The organism is Pseudoblastomonas aquimaris (genome assembly GCF_035481675.1).
Classification (GTDB): domain Bacteria; phylum Pseudomonadota; class Alphaproteobacteria; order Sphingomonadales; family Sphingomonadaceae; genus Alteriqipengyuania_B.
On record NZ_JAYJJW010000001.1, the window covers coordinates 726,104 to 745,120 of the forward strand.

A 19,017-nucleotide genomic window follows, 5' to 3' on the forward strand; every position below is an offset into this window, starting at 1 on the left:
AACCGCGCCGGCGCTCGGTATCAATCTTGTCCGCGCGCGTTATTTTATTTCGCGCCGCGAGTCCAGTTACACCGCTACAGGCGCCTTGATCGGCGGATGCGGAGCATAGCCCGTGACCGCGAAATCCTCGATCGTGTAATCGAAGATCGACGGCGGCGTGCGCGTGATTTCAAGGCGCGGCTCGCCCTGCGGTTCCCGCGCGAGCTGGGTTTCCACAAGGCCCGCGTGGTTCAGGTAAAGATGCGTGTCGCCGCCCATCCAAACCAGCTCGCCGGGCTTCAGGCCCGTCTGCTGCGCCATCATCGCGGTCAGCAACGCCGCCGACCACAGGTTGAACGGCAACCCCAGCGCGACGTCGCAGCTGCGCTGGTAAAGCGCGCAATTCAGCCGGTCGCCGGCGACGTGGAACTGGTAGGTCTTGTGGCACGGCGGCAGCGCCATCCGGTCGAGCTCGGCGACGTTCCATCCTTCGATGATGTGCCGGCGGCTACCCGGATTGTGCCGCAGGCTTTCCACGACCTGGGCCACCTGGTTGATGCCCGGACCGGCGCGGAACGTGCCCTCGCCCGCAGGCTCGTAAGTCGGCCAGTCGACCCATTGCTTGCCGTACACCGGGCCGAGATCGCCCCAACGCGCGGCGAAATCCTCGTCCTGCGCAATCCGGGCCACGAAGGTGTCGAGCGCGATATCGTCGCCCGTGGCCCTGAGATAATTGGCATGCGGCCACTCGTTCCAGATGCCCACGCCCTGCAGCACCAATGGCCGGATATTGGTGTTGCCCGTCAGGAACCACAGCAGCTCGCGCGTCGCGGTTTTCCAGTAAACCCGCTTGGTCGTGATCAGCGGCATCCGTCCATCGGCGAGCGAGAAGCGAAGCGTCGCGCCGAAGACCGACCGTGTGCCCACACCCGTCCGGTCGCGCCGCTCGTCACCCTTCTCCCACACGTGCCGCATCAGCTGGAGATACGGCGATTCGTAATGTGCGTCGGCCGAAGTGCCGGGGGGTGAATCGGGCGCGGATGCCAGTGTGACCATGCCATGACCCATAGCGGCGAAAAGTGCGCTTGCCACCCCGCACGCTCCCCCCTATAGGGCCGCCTCTGCCTCGCGGGGGTCCGCCTTCGCAACGCATCCGGTCGGGGAGTAGCTCAGCCTGGTAGAGCACTGTCTTCGGGAGGCAGGGGCCGGAGGTTCGAATCCTCTCTCCCCGACCATTTTGCGTTTATGCTGATAATTCAAGATGATACCTGTTGGCGATCCGATCGTCATGTGACACCATGATGTTACACTGATCGCGAACCCTCATGGCCACATTACCCCATCGAAAAAGCGGACATCGAAAGCGCCGAGCTCGAGAAGCGCGACGACTCCTCCGAGACCGGAAAATCTTCGCGAAACTGCGGCTCTTGGTATCAGAGAGCGAGCGCCTGCATCACCGTTTTGCAGAGCCGATCGAGCCGCTATCAGTATTCTATGGGAAGCAGACCCTTCCAGCCAGGATGAACGTCTCCCCCTTCCCCATGGTCTACCAGGATAACGGGAGGCCCATGCCACAATGGAAGGATCTCTCCCAATGGATGAAGGTGCTGATGGCAACCATCGTCTCACATGAGTGGGACCTCTTGACGTTCAACATCAACCTCCATCCTGAGCTGGAGACGGAGCTGGTCCTCTCGGGCTCAGTGCTGAGCCGCCTGAGTGAAAGGGTTCGCAAACATATTTCCCGTGAAGTAGGAACGGGCCGGGAATACTTCTTCGTCATCGAGGGGCATAGCGCGAAGACTGGAGCGCAGACCTATCTGCATATCCATGGAGCGATCGCGACACATGATAGCGCTGAGAACGGGCGCATTGAGGAAGCGCTCTTGAGGGCAGCGGGGCACAATGTTCGTGGACGAGGCAAGACACCGAGAGCAACCAAGGCGAAGTTGTTCGAGCAGGTGCGAGTGGCGTATCCGAACTACCTCTTCAAGTTCACACTGCGACATGACCCTCGCTTGGATGAGCGCCGCCTTGTGATGTCTCGCGTGATGACGCAAGCTGCGGCGATGTTCTGGACGGACATCGCTCACGAGCGCACGTGGGTTTAGTTTTGTTGCTAAAAAGTTCACGGGATCGTGGGATCTACGGTAACCGTGCGGTGGGGTCTTCAATTGAACCCGTCTTGGTGGGTTTTGCCATACACCGGATGATCCGCAACCTGAGCGTATGCGGCCGCCAGACCGAAACTCGCACGGTTTAGCCGCTAAACTTTTGAACTCCGCGCATGTCCCTCATCGCCACCGCATTGCCCGCCCGCATCCATCGCGGTGCGCAGCTACGCATAGAGCATCACCAACAGCACAGGTATTGCACATGCGTTTCGAGTTATTTCAGATTGCCGTCTCCCGCGCGGGACGGCGTGTTACCGGCTTCGTGGTCGCACCGAGTGCAGACCGCGCCGAGGAGATCGTTGCTGCCCAAGCGGACGAGTTGGATCGCGATGGCCGCGTCCTCTCCATCGAGCGCGTCGACGACACATTACCTCCACAGCGCCGGAAAGGGCTGGACGCTCTCCTTGAAACCGCGCCTCCTGGCTTCGCCAGCTTCAATGCGGCCGTTGGTTGGGTAGCGCACGCTGTGCCGGCGCTACGGCTCCAGCTGTTTCGCATCGATGAACCCACCGGCGACGTGCATCATGTTGTCGCGCCATCCAGCGATGTTGCAGCCGCACTATGGTGGACCAGCATCCATCGCTCAGGACGCGATACTCGCCTGTTCCGCATAGCCGACGGAGCTGCCGATCTTGTCGGGGATGCAAAGCTCGGCCTTGAGGTCCTTCTCGAATTCGGTCCTGCGGGCCTCGCCGAGTTCGGCGAAAACGGCTGGCAACCGAAGGACTAGGCTCATCGAGAAGCAGGGGCTTGCTGTGAAATGGGGTTCCGTTTCGCGGCAAGCCGCTTCGAGGCCACTATGCCGAAACCTCCGCGTCCGGCTGGCCTGCCATCAGCGCATTGATCCAGGCAAGCGCCAGGTCGCGGCTCAGGTATCGATCATCCCAATCCCGGCGCTCCTGCCGCTCGACGATCGGGAAGGTCGAGTAGATATAGCGGATGTCGTCACGGCTGCTCGCTACGTTGTCGGGATCGTAGATGCCGTAGAGGATGAAGTAGAGTGCATCGAGCTTGGCGCGAAGGTGCAGGCGGCGTTCCTCGTCCCACTTGAAAGGCGGCAGGACCTCGCCCTTTTCATCGACATGGACCAGGTCGCGGGCGAAGGCGGCCATGTCATGCGCGGTGTAGGTAAGCTCAAGCACGGCCTCACGCACGATCTCTGCGGCGGTCTTGGGGCCGAAAGTTCGCGAGTAGGCGGCCGGTGGAATCACCGGGAGCTGTTCGACGATGAACCAGTTCACGCTCGTGCCTTGCACCTTTGAGCGGGTCACGTAGTCGAAGGCCACGCAATTCAAATTGCCAAGCAGCAGCGCATACGCCTCGGCATCAAATGCCTCCTCCCGGCCGAGCAGCAACGGCGCCTTGTTGCCGAAGCCTACTGCCGGACATGCGGCCGCGATGAAGGTGCGAATATCGGTGGGACGCGCAATATCTCGAAATGCGATCACATAGTCGTCTTGCGGCGATGTGAATGCTTCGGCTCTCGGCACCCAATATTGCGGCGTCGGCAGGAAAGCCGGATCAGCCTTCATCTCCGCCGTCACTTCCCCCGACAACGCGGCGTTGTGCAGATTGGAGTCGTTCACCTTCACCGAGGCCGCACGATGGTCGAACTGATGGATCATGCGTCCCACGTAGAGCGGCACCCATTCCCCATTGGCGTTTTGAAAGCGGTTACCGCCGATAGACCACGCGCCCATCTCGTTCTCCAGCTCGGCGCGGTTGCGGAACAGGTGGCTGTCGTTGGTCATGTGGAACACGGTGGTATAGCGCACGGGCCAGCTGCGGACTTCCTCGGCACCGGAACGGTCAACCAGAACGGGGCAGCGCGCATAGACACCGGTGGTGATCTTCATGTCGCGCCGGGTGCGGAAGACGGGCGCGGTGCCGGTATTGGGATTTACCCGTGCAAAGTCCTCGGCGGTGACGGGGAAAGCGTTGTCGGGATTGTCCTTTTCCCTCACAGCATGAAGGAAGAAGCCGCACATGGTTCCATCGAACTGGCGCTGCGGGCTAGCGGTCATTGCGGCAAATTTGAAACTGCGATGCACATCAGGGAAGAACGGACCATTATCGTATCGATTGCGGTTGTTCTCAAAGTCGTAGAGCGATTTGATATGCCCGCCGGTAGACAGGCCGCGAAAGAACTCCGACGATGACAGGTCCCCGGCGATCCCGCTCGGGGTCAGCAGGCCGACCATACCACGGGGTTGCACGAGCGCATGCGCGCGTTCCACGAATAGACTGTAGAGGTTGATGTCGCCCTTGCTCATCAGCGGGTAGTGCTCGGACGGAGCTTTCATCATCTTGCCCGGCTGGTCGGGATTTGGCACGCGCTTGTTCCCATTAAAGCGGGCCATGCGCATAGCAGCAGCTGCTCGTTGATCCGCCTTTTCAAAATCGGCGTGCAGCGGATCGTTCGCATCCTTGATCGCAGCGATCATCTCCTTGCGATCAGAAGCGCGCTGAGCATGAGCGATCTCGGGCTTGCGCGCTGCGAACCACTCGACCTGCTGGAGCTTCAAACGATCCCACGGGGGGTTACCAATCAGGGCGTCGAACCCGCCCTCGCGGCTTCTGCTCTGCCAGTTCTTCCAGACGCCGGGAAAAGCGATCTGCCAGTTGAAGAAGCGCTCTTCCTCGATCAAATCGCGTGCCTCGCGCCAGATCGCATGGAAGCGCTCGGTTTCCTGCGGCTTCGCACGCAGTGCCTCGGGCTCCTTGCGACCGCGCGCAATCGGCAAGGGGTCGCCGAACCCACCGTCCAGCCACTGGGTAATCAGCGGCTTGTCGTCGCGCGACAGGTTCAACCAGTCAAGCGCGTGCATGAAGCTGACGAAGCTGTCGAATGGGCCGATCTGGGATTCCATGCCCCGCCACATATCGGCGCTCGACTCCGCCTCGGCGATTTCGGCATCTGTCAGCGCTTCGATCCGCTGCATGACCGCCGCCTGACGCTCCGCATTGCGCAGGTCATCGATGTAAAGAAGCTCGCCCGCCTTGCCGGCCTTGTCGATGGCATCCATCACCCACAAGCCGAAGAGACTGTCCCCGCAATGCAGGTGGTGGTCGATGAACGACAGCGGCGCGCCGACGGTAAAGGTGTGCAGCCACAGCGCTACCTTCGCGAGTTCGACCGCCATCGGGTTCTTGTCCACGCCGTGGACGCACCGCTTCAGGACCATGCGCTTGACCAGCTGCGGATCGTCGAGCTGTTCCTCCGCGATCGCCCAGTCCTGCGCCTGTGCATTGTGCCAGATGGTCGAGCGCACGCTTTCGATCTCGGTCGCTATGGGACTCTGGTAATCCTCGACACCCGCGTCGCGTGCGATCTCGACAGCCTTGGCCATCGCTTCAAGCGCGGCGTTTGTCAGGCGGTCCACCAGGCTGACCAGAAAATGGCCCGAACCCATCGCCGGGTCGCACACGCGCAAGCGAGTGATGGCCTTGGCGGGGTCTGCTGCCTCCAGGGCACGGAGCTTCGACGCTTCGCTGTCGGATTTGCCGAGCACGCCGATGGCTCTTTCATAACCCGCGTAGGCGTCTTCGATGAGCGGCGCGAGGGTCTCGTCGATGATAAGGAGCACCAGTTCGTCCGGCGTATAGTAGCTGCCGCTATCCTTACGCGCGAAGATGTTCGGGAGGACTTCGAACGCGCCATCGACGCGCTTCATCTCGAACTCCAGCAGGCGTTCGTAAATCGAGCCCAGCTGCTGCACCGACAGGTCGCGATAGTTGATGTAGCGGCGAACGCCTGCGTGCTGCTCCCAAGAGAGGATATCGAGCGCGTCGGCCATGACACTGTCGGATAGGCGGATAGCGTTCAGCAGCGGCGTCTCCGTCGCGCTGAACAGGCCACCATTGTAAGGCGGCAGACCGACCGAGGGATCGCCTTTGTCGATCATTAGAGCGAGGCTGGAGAACCTGTCCCAGATCGGCGTGGCGACGGTGGAGAAGGTGTCTCCTGCATCCTTCCGCTCGCCGACATCCTTGCGAGCCTCACGCAAGGCATAATCGTCGTAACGCCTGTCTCTCACCGGCAGCAGACCGCGGTCCTCGGCGTAAAGGATGAAGAGCAGCCGGTATAGCAGGATCAGTGTCGCGTTCCTGATTTCGTCGATGTCGGTCTTGGCTGGTGCTTTCTCGGCGATCGCTTTGCCGAGCGAGGGGTAGAGCTTGGCGAAGACCAGGTCGGACAGGTTCTTGGCGACCCGTTCCTCGTAGTAGGCCGCTTCCCGGCGGGCACGGTCGTGGAAGGTCGGAGCGTCGGCCGCCTCGCGCTCGAACGCGGAGCGGGAGAACATGGCCACGAAGACACGCAGCCAGTGTTCGCGCTCCTTATCCTCTACCGCTGTGTCGAAGACATCCTCCTCCAGCCCCATGATACGGGCGAGGTCGATCTCTAGGTAATCGTCGATCGTGGAGCGGGCGCCGGCATAGTAGAGCCGCCAGCGCGCACCATTCGTGAGGATGCCCCAACGAAGCGTTCCGCTGGTCAGATCGTCGATGCGCCGCAGATAGCGGAGCAGCTGGGTCGATGGCGTCTCGCGTTGCTCCCCTGTCCTGCCTTCGGCGCGATCGAGTGGTCGCGCCCACCTCTTGCTTTCGACAATCGCGGCGCCGAACTCATACCGCTTCCATTCCTCGGTATGCTCATTCGCACGCGCCTTGGCCGTATCGTCGATGAACAAGAGACCGTCAGGGACGTTGTCGCGACCACGCGGGGACAGGTTCTGCTGCGTGAGCAACGAAGACCACCCCAGAGCCTCTAGAACGGGCCACACGAAGTCGCCCTCGGTCGTTGCCTCGTTAGGGCGCGTCGCGTGCGGGAAAGCGTCGAGAAGCCGTTCCAAGCTCTCTAGCACCGTTTCGACATCGACCTCGGTGTAGGCGGTGCTGCGCTTGATCCCTTCGAGCAGATAATCCTGCGAGAACAGCGAACCAGCAGTGAAGAGCGCAGCGTCGGTCATGCGATAGCTCTACGGGTCCTCGCGCATGTTACAAAGTCGGAGGGGCGCGAAAGCAGACGCTATACACATCTTGGCGACTTGGGGGTCGCGGCCCACGCTCCGAAGCCACGGCTGCGTTCGCGTATAACGCAGAAGATGGAAGTCCTACCAAGAATGACCCACTCGCACCCTGATGCTGCCAATCAGGCGAGGTTTGTCGCAGTCCTGCCATCCTCCGGCACCAATAAGAATGGGTGAAATCTATATTCACGACTCCTCGCGCTAATCACACCGCGATAAAGCCGAGCGCCTTGGCCCCCATCCAGAGGCCCATGCCGATCATGAACAGGTTCTCGGTCAGCGAGACGAAGCCCAGCGGCACGTTGCTATTGCCCCCCACGCAGGCGCATTTTAGTTCGCGCTTGTCGATGTAGACCGCCTTGAACACGCTGACCGCGCCGACCGTGCCGATGAATAGCGATACCGGCACCGAAATAATCGGCAGGGCGTGCGCGACCATCAGGATCCCGGCAAGCGCTTCTCCAAAAGGATAGACGAAGCCGTAGCGCACCCAGCGCCGTGCCAGCAGATCGTAGTTCAGGAACATCGTCGAGAAGCTGCGCACGTCCTGCAACTTTTGGAGCGCCAGCAAGGCCATCGACAGGCTGACGAACCATTCGATCGCCTGGACCGTGAAGATGGTGTCGAAGACATACCAGCTGATCGCCATGCCGAGCAGGAAGGCCACGCCGAAGATCGCGATGACCGGCTGGTAGCTCGTCTCGCCCTCTTTGGGCTGGCTGCGCGATTTTCCAAAATGCTCCCGAAGGTCGTCGTAGCCGCCGATCCGCTTGCCATCGATGAAGGTCTGCGGCGTGGTTTCGACACCGTGCTTCTCCTTGAACGCATCGGTCTCCTCGCGCGTGGTCAGGTGATGATCCTCAACCTCGAAGCCTTCGCGCTTCAGCAGGTCCACGGTCTTCAGGCCGTAGGGGCACAGGTGGTTGGGCATGACCATCCGGTAGACAGTGGCTTTCTTCGTGCTCATCAGTGGCTCGCGGGGTAGCTGGCCCACAAGCTGCGGCCTTCGGGCCCGAAAGCGATGACCTGGAACGCCTGACGGTGATTGCCGTTCTCCATTCCCGGCGAGCCCATCGGCATCCCCGCGACGGCGAGGCCCTTCACGCCTGCCGGACGTTCGGCGAGTAGCCGCTCGACATCGGCGACGGGCACATGGCCTTCGATCACATAGCCTTCGACGATCGAGGTGTGGCACGATTGCAGATCGCCCGGCACACCGTTCTCGGCCTTCACCGACGCCATGTCGGGATGATCGACCGATGTCACATCGTGCTTTTCGCTGCCTTCGACATGCTCTGCCCATGCCAGGCAACAGCTGCAATTCGCATCGCGATACATGGTGAAGCTTGCAGCTTGCGTCGCACACGCGGTGAGGGCTGTGCCGAGGAACAGCGTTCCGGCCATGGTGCGGCGAGCGATCGCCGTGCGAAGATGGGAAATCACGAGCATTCTCCTTCAAAAACCGAGATGATTGGGTCCGTGCGCCAGTTCTCCGCCCCAGTAGCCCTGCGCCAAAAGCGCGAGCGTCGTGGCGAGGAGGAGGATGCGGAATGGCCATCGATTAGCGCGTATCGAAAGGATGGCCGCTACCGGAGCGATCACAGCGAGCCCCGTTCCCGTCCAGCGATGCCATTGCATCGTCGCATCACCTGCAAACCAAAGTCCGGTATGTATCCACCCGAACAGCGCCGCGACGACTGCGCCTGCGGCACCACCCCAAGCCATGACGGAGACCGCATTTGTCAATCTCGTCGATGGGCGAAAGGACGATAAGAATTCCGCCAGGGCTGCGGCAAGCAGAAGCGCGATCGGGAAATGCACCGTGGCTGGATGAAGGCTGGTCCAGATCGAACCGGGGTCGGCTTGATGTTCGTCGGCAAGCCGCAAAGGTGCCTCATCCGCCGCCCGAGCCTTCGGTGCGGTGGACGACCCGGTGCTCGAAGCAGATATGGATGCGGCATCAGCAGGAGCCTCGCCGTGCCGCTTTTCGCCGTGAGCCAAGAGTGGTTGGCCAAGCACCAGCAGCAAGAGCAACGCAGCGCCGCGGATCGAACCAATCACCGCTTCGCCTTCTCGAACAGCGTCACCAGCTCCTCGAATTTTTCGCGCTGCTCGGCCTCATCACCGCTGGCGATCGCTTCGGCCACACAGCATGCGGCGTGGTCCTTCAATACCTGCGTCTCGACCTTGCCGAGCGCGGACCGGATCGCCTGGATCTGGTGCAGGATGTCGATGCAGTAGCGATCGTTCTCGATCATCTGCGACACACCGCGCACCTGCCCTTCGATCCGGTTGAGCCGGTTGATTTTCGCGGTCTTCGCGTCTGCCATGGTCCAAAGTCCGATTGAAATACCCTGCAGGGGTATATTCAGCTATGCGCAGAAGTTCAATCGGAAGCTCGCCCCATGGTCTCATTCTCCCGCCGAAATCTCATCCGCGGCACAGCCGCACTCGCCGTCGCCAAATTCCGCGAGGTCCTAGACCCGGCAGAAGTGCTCGACCCTGGTGCAGCCTTTCTGGCGGAATCTTTGATAGATTACCCAACCACAGGGCACGGGCGCTCCGCTATTGGTTTGAGGGGCGAGAGTAGCTCATGACCTGAGTGGGACATTGAGCTGACACTGCGCAAAAAGTCTGCGAAATTCCAACCATGGGCTCTTTGCGGCCAATCAGCTTATAAGCTCGAAAGCCCTAAACCGCCTTTTAGGAGGCAACCCCACTTTGTATGAACCGAAGTGCGTCGAGGGTTCATAAGAAATGCAAATTCAAGACTGTTAACGTTTATTTGGCGCGTCGTTTACCTCCACGTCGCCGACCTGTCCGCTTATTTACCACCTTCGGCTTACGCAAGAAATGGCCGAGTATCCAATCTCGCAGATATGACCGCGACAGATCGGGGCGACTGCCGAGACCCGCCGCTTGGCCGAACATGCGGTTCAGCAGCTCGAGGGTCTCCCACCATTCTGTTCGCTTAGAAATCAGACGTGTGATTAGCACGCTCGCCGCAGCCCCAGCCCTCCACGACGGTGCGCCGCTCGACCACGCCTTGTTCAAGAAGTCTGCCACGGCGTAGGCGTGGGACATGATCTCGGCGCGTGGTCCGCCGATATAGTTTGCGGCGGCGTCGATCAGGACTTGGCCGCTTTCGTGGCGCAGCATCGCAATCAGAACGTCCCCGTCAAGCGAAACGTGTCCGTGACGACGCGATGCCAAGCTTGCAACACATACGGCGTAGGCGGTCCGGTCGATCACGTCGGCTGCGAGCATCGAGCGGGCCGCTGCCTGCAGCCACGCACCGTTCGCGAAACCTTGTGAAGCCGCTAATTGTCGGAGGTGCAGGTCATCAGATAGCAACAGTCTCTCTGTCTGCTTCGCGATCAAAAGAGGATCGAGGATGCTCTCGACCACCTCGCGGTGCAGCAGGCGCGCCAGTTCGGGATCGTCCGATCCCTCGACAGGCAGCACGACGCAATTCGCGCGCAGCGCTTCGATGGTCGCGTTGAAAAGCTCGATCCTGCTCTGCGTTTCCTCTGCCGAGTGCACTTGGCGGACTGCTTGGTCCCCTTGGTAGCCCAGCGTCATATACTCGCGGCCGGCGTGCAATTCCTCCTTCGCCCGCATCTGCAGCAATTCATCTATGGTGGTCTGCGGGATAGCGACAGTGCCAAAGAACCTACGCATCGGTTCGAGGAGATGCAAATGGTGGGCGCACCATGCGGTCAGCGTGTCGAGGACCACGCCCTTGCCGCGTGCACGGAAGCAGGCCAGTTCAGCTGCTTCCCGCTCTTCCTGCCCGCCGAGGCACGTCTGGATTTCGCCACCATTTTGGGGGATCAGTTCTGCGACCTGCAGAACGCTCATGTGGTTTAGCGCCGCCAGCGCTTCCAGCGGCAACGACATCTCGCGGTAGCTCCGGCAAATCTCAAAGCCGTGCTGCTGATGCTGACGCACCATGTCGAGCACCGGCTGGACGTCACCTTCCCGCATCGTGATCGAGCCCATCGACTGTGACTGCGGGAAGCGAGTAGCGTGGGTGTGCATGATGTCGTGCAGCAGCCAGACGAAGCGGTGCTTAACCTCTTTGACCCGATATCTACGTGGCTCGCCGATTCCTTGCGGCACGATGATCTCGTCACCGGCGCTGGCCTCAAGGACTTGCTGCGCCAGCACTTGCCCGGGTGAATAGTTTGCTACCTCGGGAGTCACCTCGTCCCAAATTATCCCGCTGACGTTCTTGCCCCCATCAATCTCCTCCAGCTCAAACCAGTCCCCGACCTCGGCAGGGCCGACCATGCGGATCTCCGAAGGAAGCCGCTCGCTGGTGAAGAAGATGCCCGGATACATCTGGATAACCTTCTCGTCGGCACGGTTGTTCGACGCCACGGTATACGCGAGGTTTAACGCCCGCATGTCTTCGCCGGCGTGGCGCAGCATGAGCGCGAGCCGCATTCGCTCCTGAGGCGACCCCTCGACGCTCCGTTCGTCAACCTCGCGAGCGAGATCGTGCGCGGCGTCGCGCCGGTCCGCGCGCATATAAACGCCGTATAATATCAAGCGCGCCCGAAGGTCTCCGGGATCGTGGTCTAGGGCCCGTCGCAAATGGTGCTCGGCTCCATCGATGTCGCCGCGGGCGTTGGCGGCGGCGCCGGCCATGCGGGCGATATTAGGTTCGAGGAGAATGGCGTCAGGCAGCGCCTCGAAGAAGGCGCGGGTGCGCGGGGTCACTGGCGCATTGGCATAGGCCCACGCGAGCCAGGCCAGCGGGCTGGAGAGTGTGCCCATGTCTACGAACGTATCGATCGCGGTAATCACGGAGACGGCGTCGTCCAGATCGACCGCGACCTCCGCCGCCATCAGCCGGACCGAGAGCGGCGTCGAGTTCGTGAAACCCGATAGCAGAGTTCCCAAGAGTTCCTTCGCCAAGTCCTGAGAGTATGGCAACGCAGTCTGAGCCGCGCCCGCGAGCACCGTCTCATCGCCTGGCCACGCCTCGATCAGACCGCGCAATGCCTTACCGGCGTCGGCGGCTCCAGTCTCGATACGCGCCCGCGCCACCAGTGTATCGAAGAAACGCACGTCCTCTCTACAGACGCCGGCTCTGCGCTCGGGCGTCGCGAACGCAATGACGTCTTGCCAGTCCGGTGTGTGCGCCATCGCTGCGAGCATGACCATTGTCCGACCCGAGCCCTCAGGAAGATCGCGCACCCGCTCAATCGCCTTCGCCGGACTATCGTCGATCACATCCAGGTGCGCAGCGGCCAGCAGGGCGTCGGGCAACTCGGGAGCGATCGCCAACACCTGATCCGAGACGCGCCTTGCGTCGTCGCGTAAGCTCAGGCTCCGGTAGGCGGTGACGAGATTGACGCCGGCGCCAACCCAGACGTCTTGGCCGGCGTTTTCGTAAAGGCGGACTTGATCCCAATGCCCCTGCAGCAGTTCCGCGGCCCGCTCGATGCGAGCCCGCCGTTCGCGGCTCCGCTCCGGCGGCAGGTCGTAGGAGAAGGCAGCGAACGCCTCCTCGAGAATGGCCTCTGCGGCGAACCGTTGAGCGAGGCCCGATTTCGGATGGGCCGTTAGCAGATCCGCTGCCGCTGCCATCCATGCGTCGTCGCCCCGCCGCCGAAGCATGTTGAGGCGATTGACCGCGGTATTCTCGTCGACGCGTAGATCGGGCGGGACGAATGTGTCGGGATTGACCAGGTCTTCGTGCATCGCGGCTGCCTGATATGCGAAAGATGCCGCCAGCGCGTCTCCCGGATCCTCTTCCAAGAGCGTTCGACAACTCTCGATAGCGTCGTCGAACTTCCCCTCCAGCATCAGCGCCAAGGCGCGGTTCGCGCGGGCCTTGCGATCAGTCGGATTGAGCTCGTATGCCTCGTGGAGGAACGCGGACGCCTCGGCGTCCTGCCCTTGGCGCATTCGCGCGAAGCCGAGGTAGGCGCGGACCCGCGACCGGACAGCGTTAGATGCGGTCTCCGGCAGCTTTGACTCCAGATCAGTGAGCATTTGACCCGCGGTGTCAGGACGACCCTGGTTTAGCAGGTCGCGAAATAGGTCGATCTGCTGGTCGAAGACTTTGTCCAGTGCGGCGCCGCTGCCCGTGTCAGCGCTTCTCACCATGGCGAGGATCTGCTCCACGTTTGCCGCCATTAGGTGCTGGTCGGCCCGCGCAGCCGCGAGTTCCGCCGTCGTCTCCCTTGTAACTTGAACGTTCTCCCGGCCAAGCCCCAGCAGCTCGTCGGTAGAAGCGCTATATTCGGGGTCAAAGGCCCGAACCGCTTCGGGATAGAGTCGGATGCGCCGTTGCAGCTCATCCCAGCCCCAGATCTGAATTTGCACGGCCCGGCCGAGGTCGGCCTGCTGCTGCCGAATAGAGATCGCGAGCTTGTCCAGCGCCAAGTCGTCCGGCGCGGTGGTGACGACGTAGATTTCGGTGAGCTTTGGTTCGATCTTGAGCGATCGGTCGATGTCCGACCTCGCCTCTGAGACGCTAAGCCGGTCTCGGCGCTTCTTGAGCTTGCACTGGACGGAGACGGGCTGGTAGGAATCACCGTCGCGGGCTCCAATGAGGTCGATACCATCTTGCTTGGCACCCGAGGTCGCCACGCCCTTCAAGTTGGGATCGTTGACGATCCGGCGGAATAGGACCGCGCAGCGGTCCTCGAACGCGTCGGAACTCTCTGGAATGCCAATGACATTACTGGATCTCATGCGGACACTATAGCTACCCAGAGATGCACCTCGCTACCTTCTCGCACGATATGTTCCCCGCTTTGCTAATGCACCACTCTCAGGATAGATGTTCAGCCGTTCCGCAGTGAGAATCTACCCAAGCGCCATTTCCGTTAAGTGAAGCCGCTATTATACCTTGTTCATTCAAAGGCGGCGGACGACCGGTGCGTCCGCAGATAGACACTGCGTCTGCGCAAATCTTAAAATGTCAGAGCATTTAAACTCTCCTCGTGACGTGCAAATGTCCGTAGCTGACCATCTTAATGGCCTCATGCCGCTGTCGAAGATTGCCCAACGCAAGCGTGCCATAATGTCCGGTCTGTGAGTGATCGGCGTGCCCGAGTAGTGCCTTCAGAACACCTTCCTCGACCCCTGCTCGCCTGCACTCGTCGGCGAATGAGTGCCGGAAGCTATGAAGATTTAGTCCGGGTCGCTTCATGTCGATGCGTTCGAGGTAGCGCGCCCAAAATTTGGAAGGCCTGTAACTCCAGTCACCGCGAGGTCCCGGCAACAGGTCACTGAAAACGCGCTGACTCCCCGTTCGGACCTGCAGTCTGACGTAGTCCAAAAAACCCAGCTCAATCAGAGCAGGATGGATTGGCACAATGCGCCGGGACGAAGCCGTTTTCAGCTTCTTGTCGATGCTGGCCCCCTCATCGTTAAAATCGAAGACCCAGACGTCCTCAATCTGCCTAATGTCGTTTGTCTCCAGCTGCACGATCTCGCCAGCGCGGGCACCGGAATAGAGCGCGCAGAGTGGAAGCCAGAATCGCCAGTCACGAATCTTCTCATCACCCGACTGGTGCTCTTTTTTGGCATGGCACCCGACGAATAAGGGGCTTGAGAACAGCTCCTTGAGCTGGATGTCTGAGTAAGGCGGATATTTGCGCTTGGCCTTGTCGATCCTCGTGCGAAATCCCGTCGCCACGTTCTCCTCGACGTAGTCGTTTTTCTTCAGCCATGCGATGAACGCACTGACCTCGGACACCTCACGATTGACCGTCCTTGCCGACCTGGTCTCGCCTCCAGTCGCCGCCCAAGTCCGCGCTGCGTCGGCGAGCGCCATACCCTTCAGCTCGTCTCGCGCTGTCCATCGGTGAGGCACCTCCGACAGCGCGCGCTTGAAATCGCGAATATGCGACCGAGAAATCGCAGATACCGTGATCTGCTCGCCCACAAACCTCGCGAAGTGCTTTATGGTCTTGCGTTCCGATGTGAGCGTGTCGGCGCGCTTACCTTCGCGAAGCCTCTCGCGCTCATACTGGTCGAACAGCGACATGATGTCCTCGTCGGGCGGCGCCACTGTGGTCGAGGGCCGGCATCCTCCAAGTCGCTCAACGACCGCACGGTGATCTGTATTTGCATCCTTCCCGTCCATAAGGTCGGCGAGGTCTGATCGAGCGAGCTGGACGGTCTTCGTCACCAAGGCCACAAGCTCGTTCCAGCGCTCACCCTGAACACCGTTGCCGGGTGCGACGCTCCAGCCCTCCTTGCGAGCAACGGCAGCCGCCAAGTGCTCCATTTCACCAATATCGTTTGGTGAGGGCATAAGCGCGACCTCTGCCCTCTTGCGTCGCTTCTTTGCTGCGAGCAGCGACAGATCGACGCCCTCTTCTGCCAATTCTGCGCGGAGCTTTTCCCGTTGCACGCGAAGGAAGCCTTTGTGGACATGCGCAGTCACTGCCTCGATCATTGCGTTCGGCGTGGGGATGTTGGGCACCCTTGCCGATGATGACCGAATTTCGTCCCACACCTCGTGCTGCCTCGCCCTGACAGCGACGACGCGGCGCTCTGCCTCCCGCTTGTCGGTTGTCCGCAAAGACTTCATCGCGTCGGACGGCCTCTTGCCGGTTCGCGCTACCAGTATGGCCTCGACGTCAGCTGGGACTGCTTCGCGGTATTGCCAGCTGCTAGAGCCGGGGCGCTTCACGACATGGGGCATTGAACGACTCGGTGATGTGACAGTCTGATGCTACACCGATGCACGGAAAACCCACAGTCGTTCAAGAGGTTATATGTATCAAGGAGGTAGATTTAGACGGGATGCGAATCCTCTCTCCCCGACCATTTTGCGACCTGCGGCGCCCGGCCAGGGCACACCGCACCCCGCTTCAAAGCAACGCGATCCCCACCAGTAGCGTCAGCGCGCCAAGGCCCATCGAAAGGTTGCGCCTGAGCCTAAGCCAGTCCCCGCCGCCGTAACGCAGCGCCCGGTCGACGAGGGGAGAAAGCCCGATAAGCGGGCCCAGCAGCAACAGCGCAGGGCCGGGCCATTCCCATCCGATCGTCCAGGGGAAATAGAGGACAAGTCCAATCAGGCTCGGGGCCACGGCGACGATGAAGACCCATGTGCGCCGCTCTGCCGCCTGCACGGCAGCGCCCCACCAGACCCCGCCGAGGAAACTGAAGATCAGCGCGGCGTATGCAAACGCGCAGGCCGCTGCGACCCAGCGCCACTCGCTGCCGGAAAGCACGACGGCGGCGGCAATCGCTTGCGGCAGGAGGCCTGCGTAACCGAGCGCCTTTGCTGCCCGAACGAGTCTGGTGCTGCCTTCCATGCCGCCTCCGCTTGTTCCGCCCCGTCACGGCCCCATATCGGGCCCCATGTCCGAAGATGAAAAGCCGGACCGCTATCGCGCGGTTCCCAGTTCGCGTTTGTCCCGCCTGTCCGGTTTCGGCAAATTGGCCGGCGGTGTTGCAGGCGGAATGCTGGCGGAGGGCGCGCGAAAGCTTGCCGCCGGGGAGCGGCCGACCCTCCAGGAGCTGGCATTGACGCCGGGCAACGCGCAACGATTGACCAACCAGCTTTCGCAGCTGCGCGGCGCGGCGATGAAGCTGGGCCAGATGATTTCGCTCGACGCCGGCGACCTGCTGCCGCCGGAGCTTTCCGCCATCCTCGCCACCCTGCGCGACCAGGCGAATTTCATGCCGCCAAGGCAGCTCGACAAGGTGCTGGCAGAAGAATGGGGGAAGGACTGGCGCAGGCAGTTCCGCCGCTTCGAGCCCCGCCCGATCGCCGCCGCCAGCATCGGGCAGGTCCACCGCGCCCTCACCCGCGACGGCGATGAGCTGGCGATCAAGGTGCAGTATCCCGGTGTGCGCGACAGTATCGATGCCGATATCGACAATGTCGCATCCCTGTTGCGAATCTCGGGGCTGCTGCCGAAGGAGCTCGATATCGCACCGCTTCTCGCGGCCGCCAAGGAGCAGTTGCACGAGGAAGCGGACTACCTGCGCGAAGGCGAACAGATGCGCCTTTATGCGGAAAGACTTGCGGGCGAGCGGGGGTTCGTTGTCCCTCGCCTCTATCCGGACATGACCACGAGGCAGGTCCTCGTCATGAGCTACGAGACCGGCGAGCCGATCGAGAACCTCGAGGCGCAGTCGCAGGACGTTATTGACGAAGTCTTCGGCCGCCTGCTGTCGCTGGTCGCGCGCGAGCTCTTCGAGTTTCGCGTCATGCAGACCGATCCCAATTTCGCGAACTTCCGGTTCCGCGCCGATACGCAGGACATCGTCCTGCTCGATTTCGGCGCGACGCGACCTGTCGAGCCGCGCCTGTCCGGAGCCTATCGCGCGATGCTTACTCACGGCTTTGCCGGAGAGCGGGAGAAGGCGGTCGCAGCTGCCGTCGACAGCGGATTCGTGAACCCTGTCGTGCTCGAAAGACATCCGGACCGGGTCGAGCGGATGACGGATGTCATCATGGCCGAATTGACCCGTGAAGAGCCATTCGATTTCGGCGATCGTGCGTTCGTGGCCGTCCTGCGTGACGAAGGCATGGCGATAGCGAGGGACAAGGCGAGCTGGCACCTGCCGCCACCGGAGGTCGTATTCGTCCAGCGAAAGGTCAGCGGCACGGCTTTGCTGGGCGCGAGGCTGAAGGCGGTGGTCGATGTGCGTGGACGGGTCGAGAAAGTCCTGGCGGACAGTCCGCCCGTTACACTCACACCGACGCAGGACTAGAAACCGCAAAGAAAAAGGCCCGACATCGCTGCCGGGCCTTTCGAAACTTGTTGTTCCGTTGGATCAGACGGAGACGGGAACTTCGTCGTCATCGTCGTCGGAAAGCAGGATGATCGCACCCACGATCGCTGCCAGGCCGAGCAGTGCGGGAAGCAGCCAGTTCATGCCGGCAGCTTCTTCTTCCATGCCGATCGGCAGGACGCAGCCGTCAGCACCCTGACAATTTACGCGCGATTCAATCTGGCTCTGCGCATTTGCCTGGATCGGCAAAAGCGTCGAGGTGGCGAGAAAAGCTGCCGCTACGGAAGCCCTCGTAATCTTGTTGGTCTTTGTCATTCCATCCCTTCCTTTTCGTATCTCTATTATCCAAACCCGCATTTTCGCTTTGTAGACGAACGATCAGGGCCGGCGGTAGCTGCGTGCTAACCCTCCTAAAGCTACAACCGCATGAAAGTTCCAGAGAAATCGAAAGAAATTTGAGCTTCCGCATTCAGCCGTGGTTTTGCTGCCACAGCCCATGAAAAAGCAGAAGTTTCTTTCACTGTTTGGGAACGCTGGTGGGTGGAGACTGTTTGAGCGGTGAAGGCGGTTTCCCGATCCAGCTGCGTGGTGAATTGAAACCCAACAGGAGAATAACAATGAAAAAAGCTCTTTTTGCAGCTGGCGCGTGTGCGCTGGGTATCGCGTTTTCTTCGGCAGCGGCCGCACAGACCGCACCGATGGGCGCTGAAATTTATGGCCAGACCGTTCAGGTCCGCTTTGCCGACGGCACCACCAACAATGTGATGTTCATGCAGAATGGCACGGCGACCATCCGCTCGATGGACGGTATGTCCATGCCTGCAACCTGGGCCGTTCGCGGTGGCGACCTGTGCCTGATGGCCGGCGGTGCCGAAGAATGCTGGGACTACAACAACCGCTTCGTGGCCGGCCAGGCCATGCCGATGATGAGCAGCTGCGGCGCCGCTTCACAGTGGACCGCCCTCGGCGTGAACAACATTGCCCCCCCGCCCCCGCCGCCTGTGCGTACGCAGCCGGCCCCGGCTCCTGCACCGGCCCCGATGCCGGCACCCGCGCCCCGCGTGGGCGAACGCGGCTGAGGTAAAACTTGCAACGCAAGACCTTTATAACCGTAG

The 19,017-nt window shown here is 61.3% G+C and carries 14 protein-coding genes and 1 tRNA gene; 5 read left to right on the forward strand and 10 right to left on the reverse strand.

Going from position 1 to position 19,017, the window contains the following annotated elements; translation table 11 throughout:
• Positions 1–66 precede the first annotated feature (66 nt).
• Positions 67–1,035, reverse strand: coding sequence for a thymidylate synthase (locus VCJ71_RS03510; protein WP_324639134.1), 969 nt, complete (start codon positions 1,033–1,035; stop codon positions 67–69).
• 102 nt (positions 1,036–1,137) lie between these two features.
• On the opposite strand from VCJ71_RS03510, the gene VCJ71_RS03515 reads away from it, so the two are divergent.
• The 3 genes from VCJ71_RS03515 to VCJ71_RS03525 all read left to right on the forward strand — a co-directional run bounded on the left by VCJ71_RS03515 (position 1,138) and on the right by VCJ71_RS03525 (position 2,883).
• Positions 1,138–1,214, forward strand: a tRNA-Pro gene (locus tag VCJ71_RS03515).
• A gap of 363 nt (positions 1,215–1,577) precedes the next feature.
• Positions 1,578–2,090, forward strand: a complete 513-nt coding sequence (locus VCJ71_RS03520; RefSeq protein WP_324639136.1) for a hypothetical protein — start codon at positions 1,578–1,580, stop codon at positions 2,088–2,090.
• 265 nt (positions 2,091–2,355) lie between these two features.
• On the forward strand, positions 2,356–2,883 hold the full coding sequence (locus tag VCJ71_RS03525; RefSeq protein WP_324639138.1) for a hypothetical protein: 528 nt from the start codon (positions 2,356–2,358) through the stop codon (positions 2,881–2,883).
• A gap of 67 nt (positions 2,884–2,950) precedes the next feature.
• On the opposite strand, the gene VCJ71_RS03530 is transcribed toward VCJ71_RS03525, so the two are convergent.
• From VCJ71_RS03530 to VCJ71_RS03565, 8 genes are all read right to left on the reverse strand, one after another.
• Complete coding sequence (locus VCJ71_RS03530; RefSeq protein ID WP_324639140.1) at positions 2,951–7,123, reverse strand: Eco57I restriction-modification methylase domain-containing protein; 4,173 nt, start codon at positions 7,121–7,123, stop codon at positions 2,951–2,953.
• A 265-nt stretch (positions 7,124–7,388) separates the two neighbouring features.
• Positions 7,389–8,150, reverse strand: coding sequence for a glutaredoxin family protein (locus VCJ71_RS03535; protein WP_324639142.1), 762 nt, complete (start codon positions 8,148–8,150; stop codon positions 7,389–7,391).
• Entirely contained in the window at positions 8,150–8,587 is a 438-nt protein-coding gene (locus VCJ71_RS03540; RefSeq protein WP_416379155.1) for a DUF411 domain-containing protein, read from the reverse strand. The genes VCJ71_RS03535 and VCJ71_RS03540 overlap by 1 nt, the downstream gene beginning before the upstream one ends.
• 51 nt (positions 8,588–8,638) lie before the next feature.
• Positions 8,639–9,244, reverse strand: coding sequence for a DUF2231 domain-containing protein (locus tag VCJ71_RS03545; protein ID WP_324639146.1), 606 nt, complete (start codon positions 9,242–9,244; stop codon positions 8,639–8,641).
• Positions 9,241–9,513 carry a metal-sensitive transcriptional regulator gene (locus VCJ71_RS03550; protein ID WP_324639148.1) on the reverse strand — a complete coding sequence of 91 codons (273 nt, stop codon included), beginning with the start codon at positions 9,511–9,513 and terminating at the stop codon, positions 9,241–9,243. The genes VCJ71_RS03545 and VCJ71_RS03550 overlap by 4 nt, the downstream gene beginning before the upstream one ends.
• Positions 9,514–9,964: 451 nt before the next feature.
• Positions 9,965–13,894 carry a PIN domain-containing protein gene (locus VCJ71_RS03555; protein ID WP_324639149.1) on the reverse strand — a complete coding sequence of 1,310 codons (3,930 nt, stop codon included), beginning with the start codon at positions 13,892–13,894 and terminating at the stop codon, positions 9,965–9,967.
• A 238-nt stretch (positions 13,895–14,132) separates the two neighbouring features.
• Positions 14,133–15,845 (reverse strand): site-specific integrase, encoded by a 1,713-nt coding sequence (locus VCJ71_RS03560; protein ID WP_324639150.1) that lies wholly within the window; start codon positions 15,843–15,845, stop codon positions 14,133–14,135.
• A gap of 181 nt (positions 15,846–16,026) precedes the next feature.
• Complete coding sequence (locus VCJ71_RS03565; RefSeq protein WP_324639151.1) at positions 16,027–16,473, reverse strand: DUF3429 family protein; 447 nt, start codon at positions 16,471–16,473, stop codon at positions 16,027–16,029.
• A 46-nt stretch (positions 16,474–16,519) separates the two neighbouring features.
• On the opposite strand from VCJ71_RS03565, the gene VCJ71_RS03570 reads away from it, so the two are divergent.
• On the forward strand, positions 16,520–17,881 hold the full coding sequence (locus tag VCJ71_RS03570; protein ID WP_324639152.1) for an ABC1 kinase family protein: 1,362 nt from the start codon (positions 16,520–16,522) through the stop codon (positions 17,879–17,881).
• Positions 17,882–17,944: 63 nt separating this feature from the next.
• On the opposite strand, the gene VCJ71_RS03575 is transcribed toward VCJ71_RS03570, so the two are convergent.
• Positions 17,945–18,217, reverse strand: coding sequence for a hypothetical protein (locus VCJ71_RS03575; RefSeq protein WP_324639153.1), 273 nt, complete (start codon positions 18,215–18,217; stop codon positions 17,945–17,947).
• Positions 18,218–18,453: 236 nt separating this feature from the next.
• Here VCJ71_RS03575 and VCJ71_RS03580 point away from each other — a divergent pair, with 236 nt between their 5' ends.
• The gene (locus VCJ71_RS03580) at positions 18,454–18,981 is read left to right on the forward strand and encodes a hypothetical protein (protein WP_324639155.1); all 528 of its coding nucleotides are present in this window, start codon (positions 18,454–18,456) and stop codon (positions 18,979–18,981) included.
• The last annotated feature ends 36 nt before the right edge of the window (positions 18,982–19,017 follow it).

What these genes read in the sequence shown, in the direction of transcription:
- VCJ71_RS03565 (WP_324639151.1), bottom strand. Translation starts at nt 16,473, where the DNA reads ATGGAAGGCAGCACCAGACTCGTTCGGGCAGCAAAGGCGCTCGGTTAC.
- VCJ71_RS03555 (WP_324639149.1), bottom strand. Translation starts at nt 13,894, where the DNA reads ATGAGATCCAGTAATGTCATTGGCATTCCAGAGAGTTCCGACGCGTTC.
- VCJ71_RS03550 (WP_324639148.1), bottom strand. Translation starts at nt 9,513, where the DNA reads ATGGCAGACGCGAAGACCGCGAAAATCAACCGGCTCAACCGGATCGAA.
- VCJ71_RS03540 (WP_416379155.1), bottom strand. Translation starts at nt 8,587, where the DNA reads ATGGCCGGAACGCTGTTCCTCGGCACAGCCCTCACCGCGTGTGCGACG.
- VCJ71_RS03510 (WP_324639134.1), bottom strand. Translation starts at nt 1,035, where the DNA reads ATGGTCACACTGGCATCCGCGCCCGATTCACCCCCCGGCACTTCGGCC.
- VCJ71_RS03525 (WP_324639138.1), top strand. Translation starts at nt 2,356, where the DNA reads ATGCGTTTCGAGTTATTTCAGATTGCCGTCTCCCGCGCGGGACGGCGT.
- VCJ71_RS03575 (WP_324639153.1), bottom strand. Translation starts at nt 18,217, where the DNA reads ATGACAAAGACCAACAAGATTACGAGGGCTTCCGTAGCGGCAGCTTTT.
- VCJ71_RS03520 (WP_324639136.1), top strand. Translation starts at nt 1,578, where the DNA reads ATGAAGGTGCTGATGGCAACCATCGTCTCACATGAGTGGGACCTCTTG.
- VCJ71_RS03570 (WP_324639152.1), top strand. Translation starts at nt 16,520, where the DNA reads ATGTCCGAAGATGAAAAGCCGGACCGCTATCGCGCGGTTCCCAGTTCG.
- VCJ71_RS03535 (WP_324639142.1), bottom strand. Translation starts at nt 8,150, where the DNA reads ATGAGCACGAAGAAAGCCACTGTCTACCGGATGGTCATGCCCAACCAC.
- VCJ71_RS03530 (WP_324639140.1), bottom strand. Translation starts at nt 7,123, where the DNA reads ATGACCGACGCTGCGCTCTTCACTGCTGGTTCGCTGTTCTCGCAGGAT.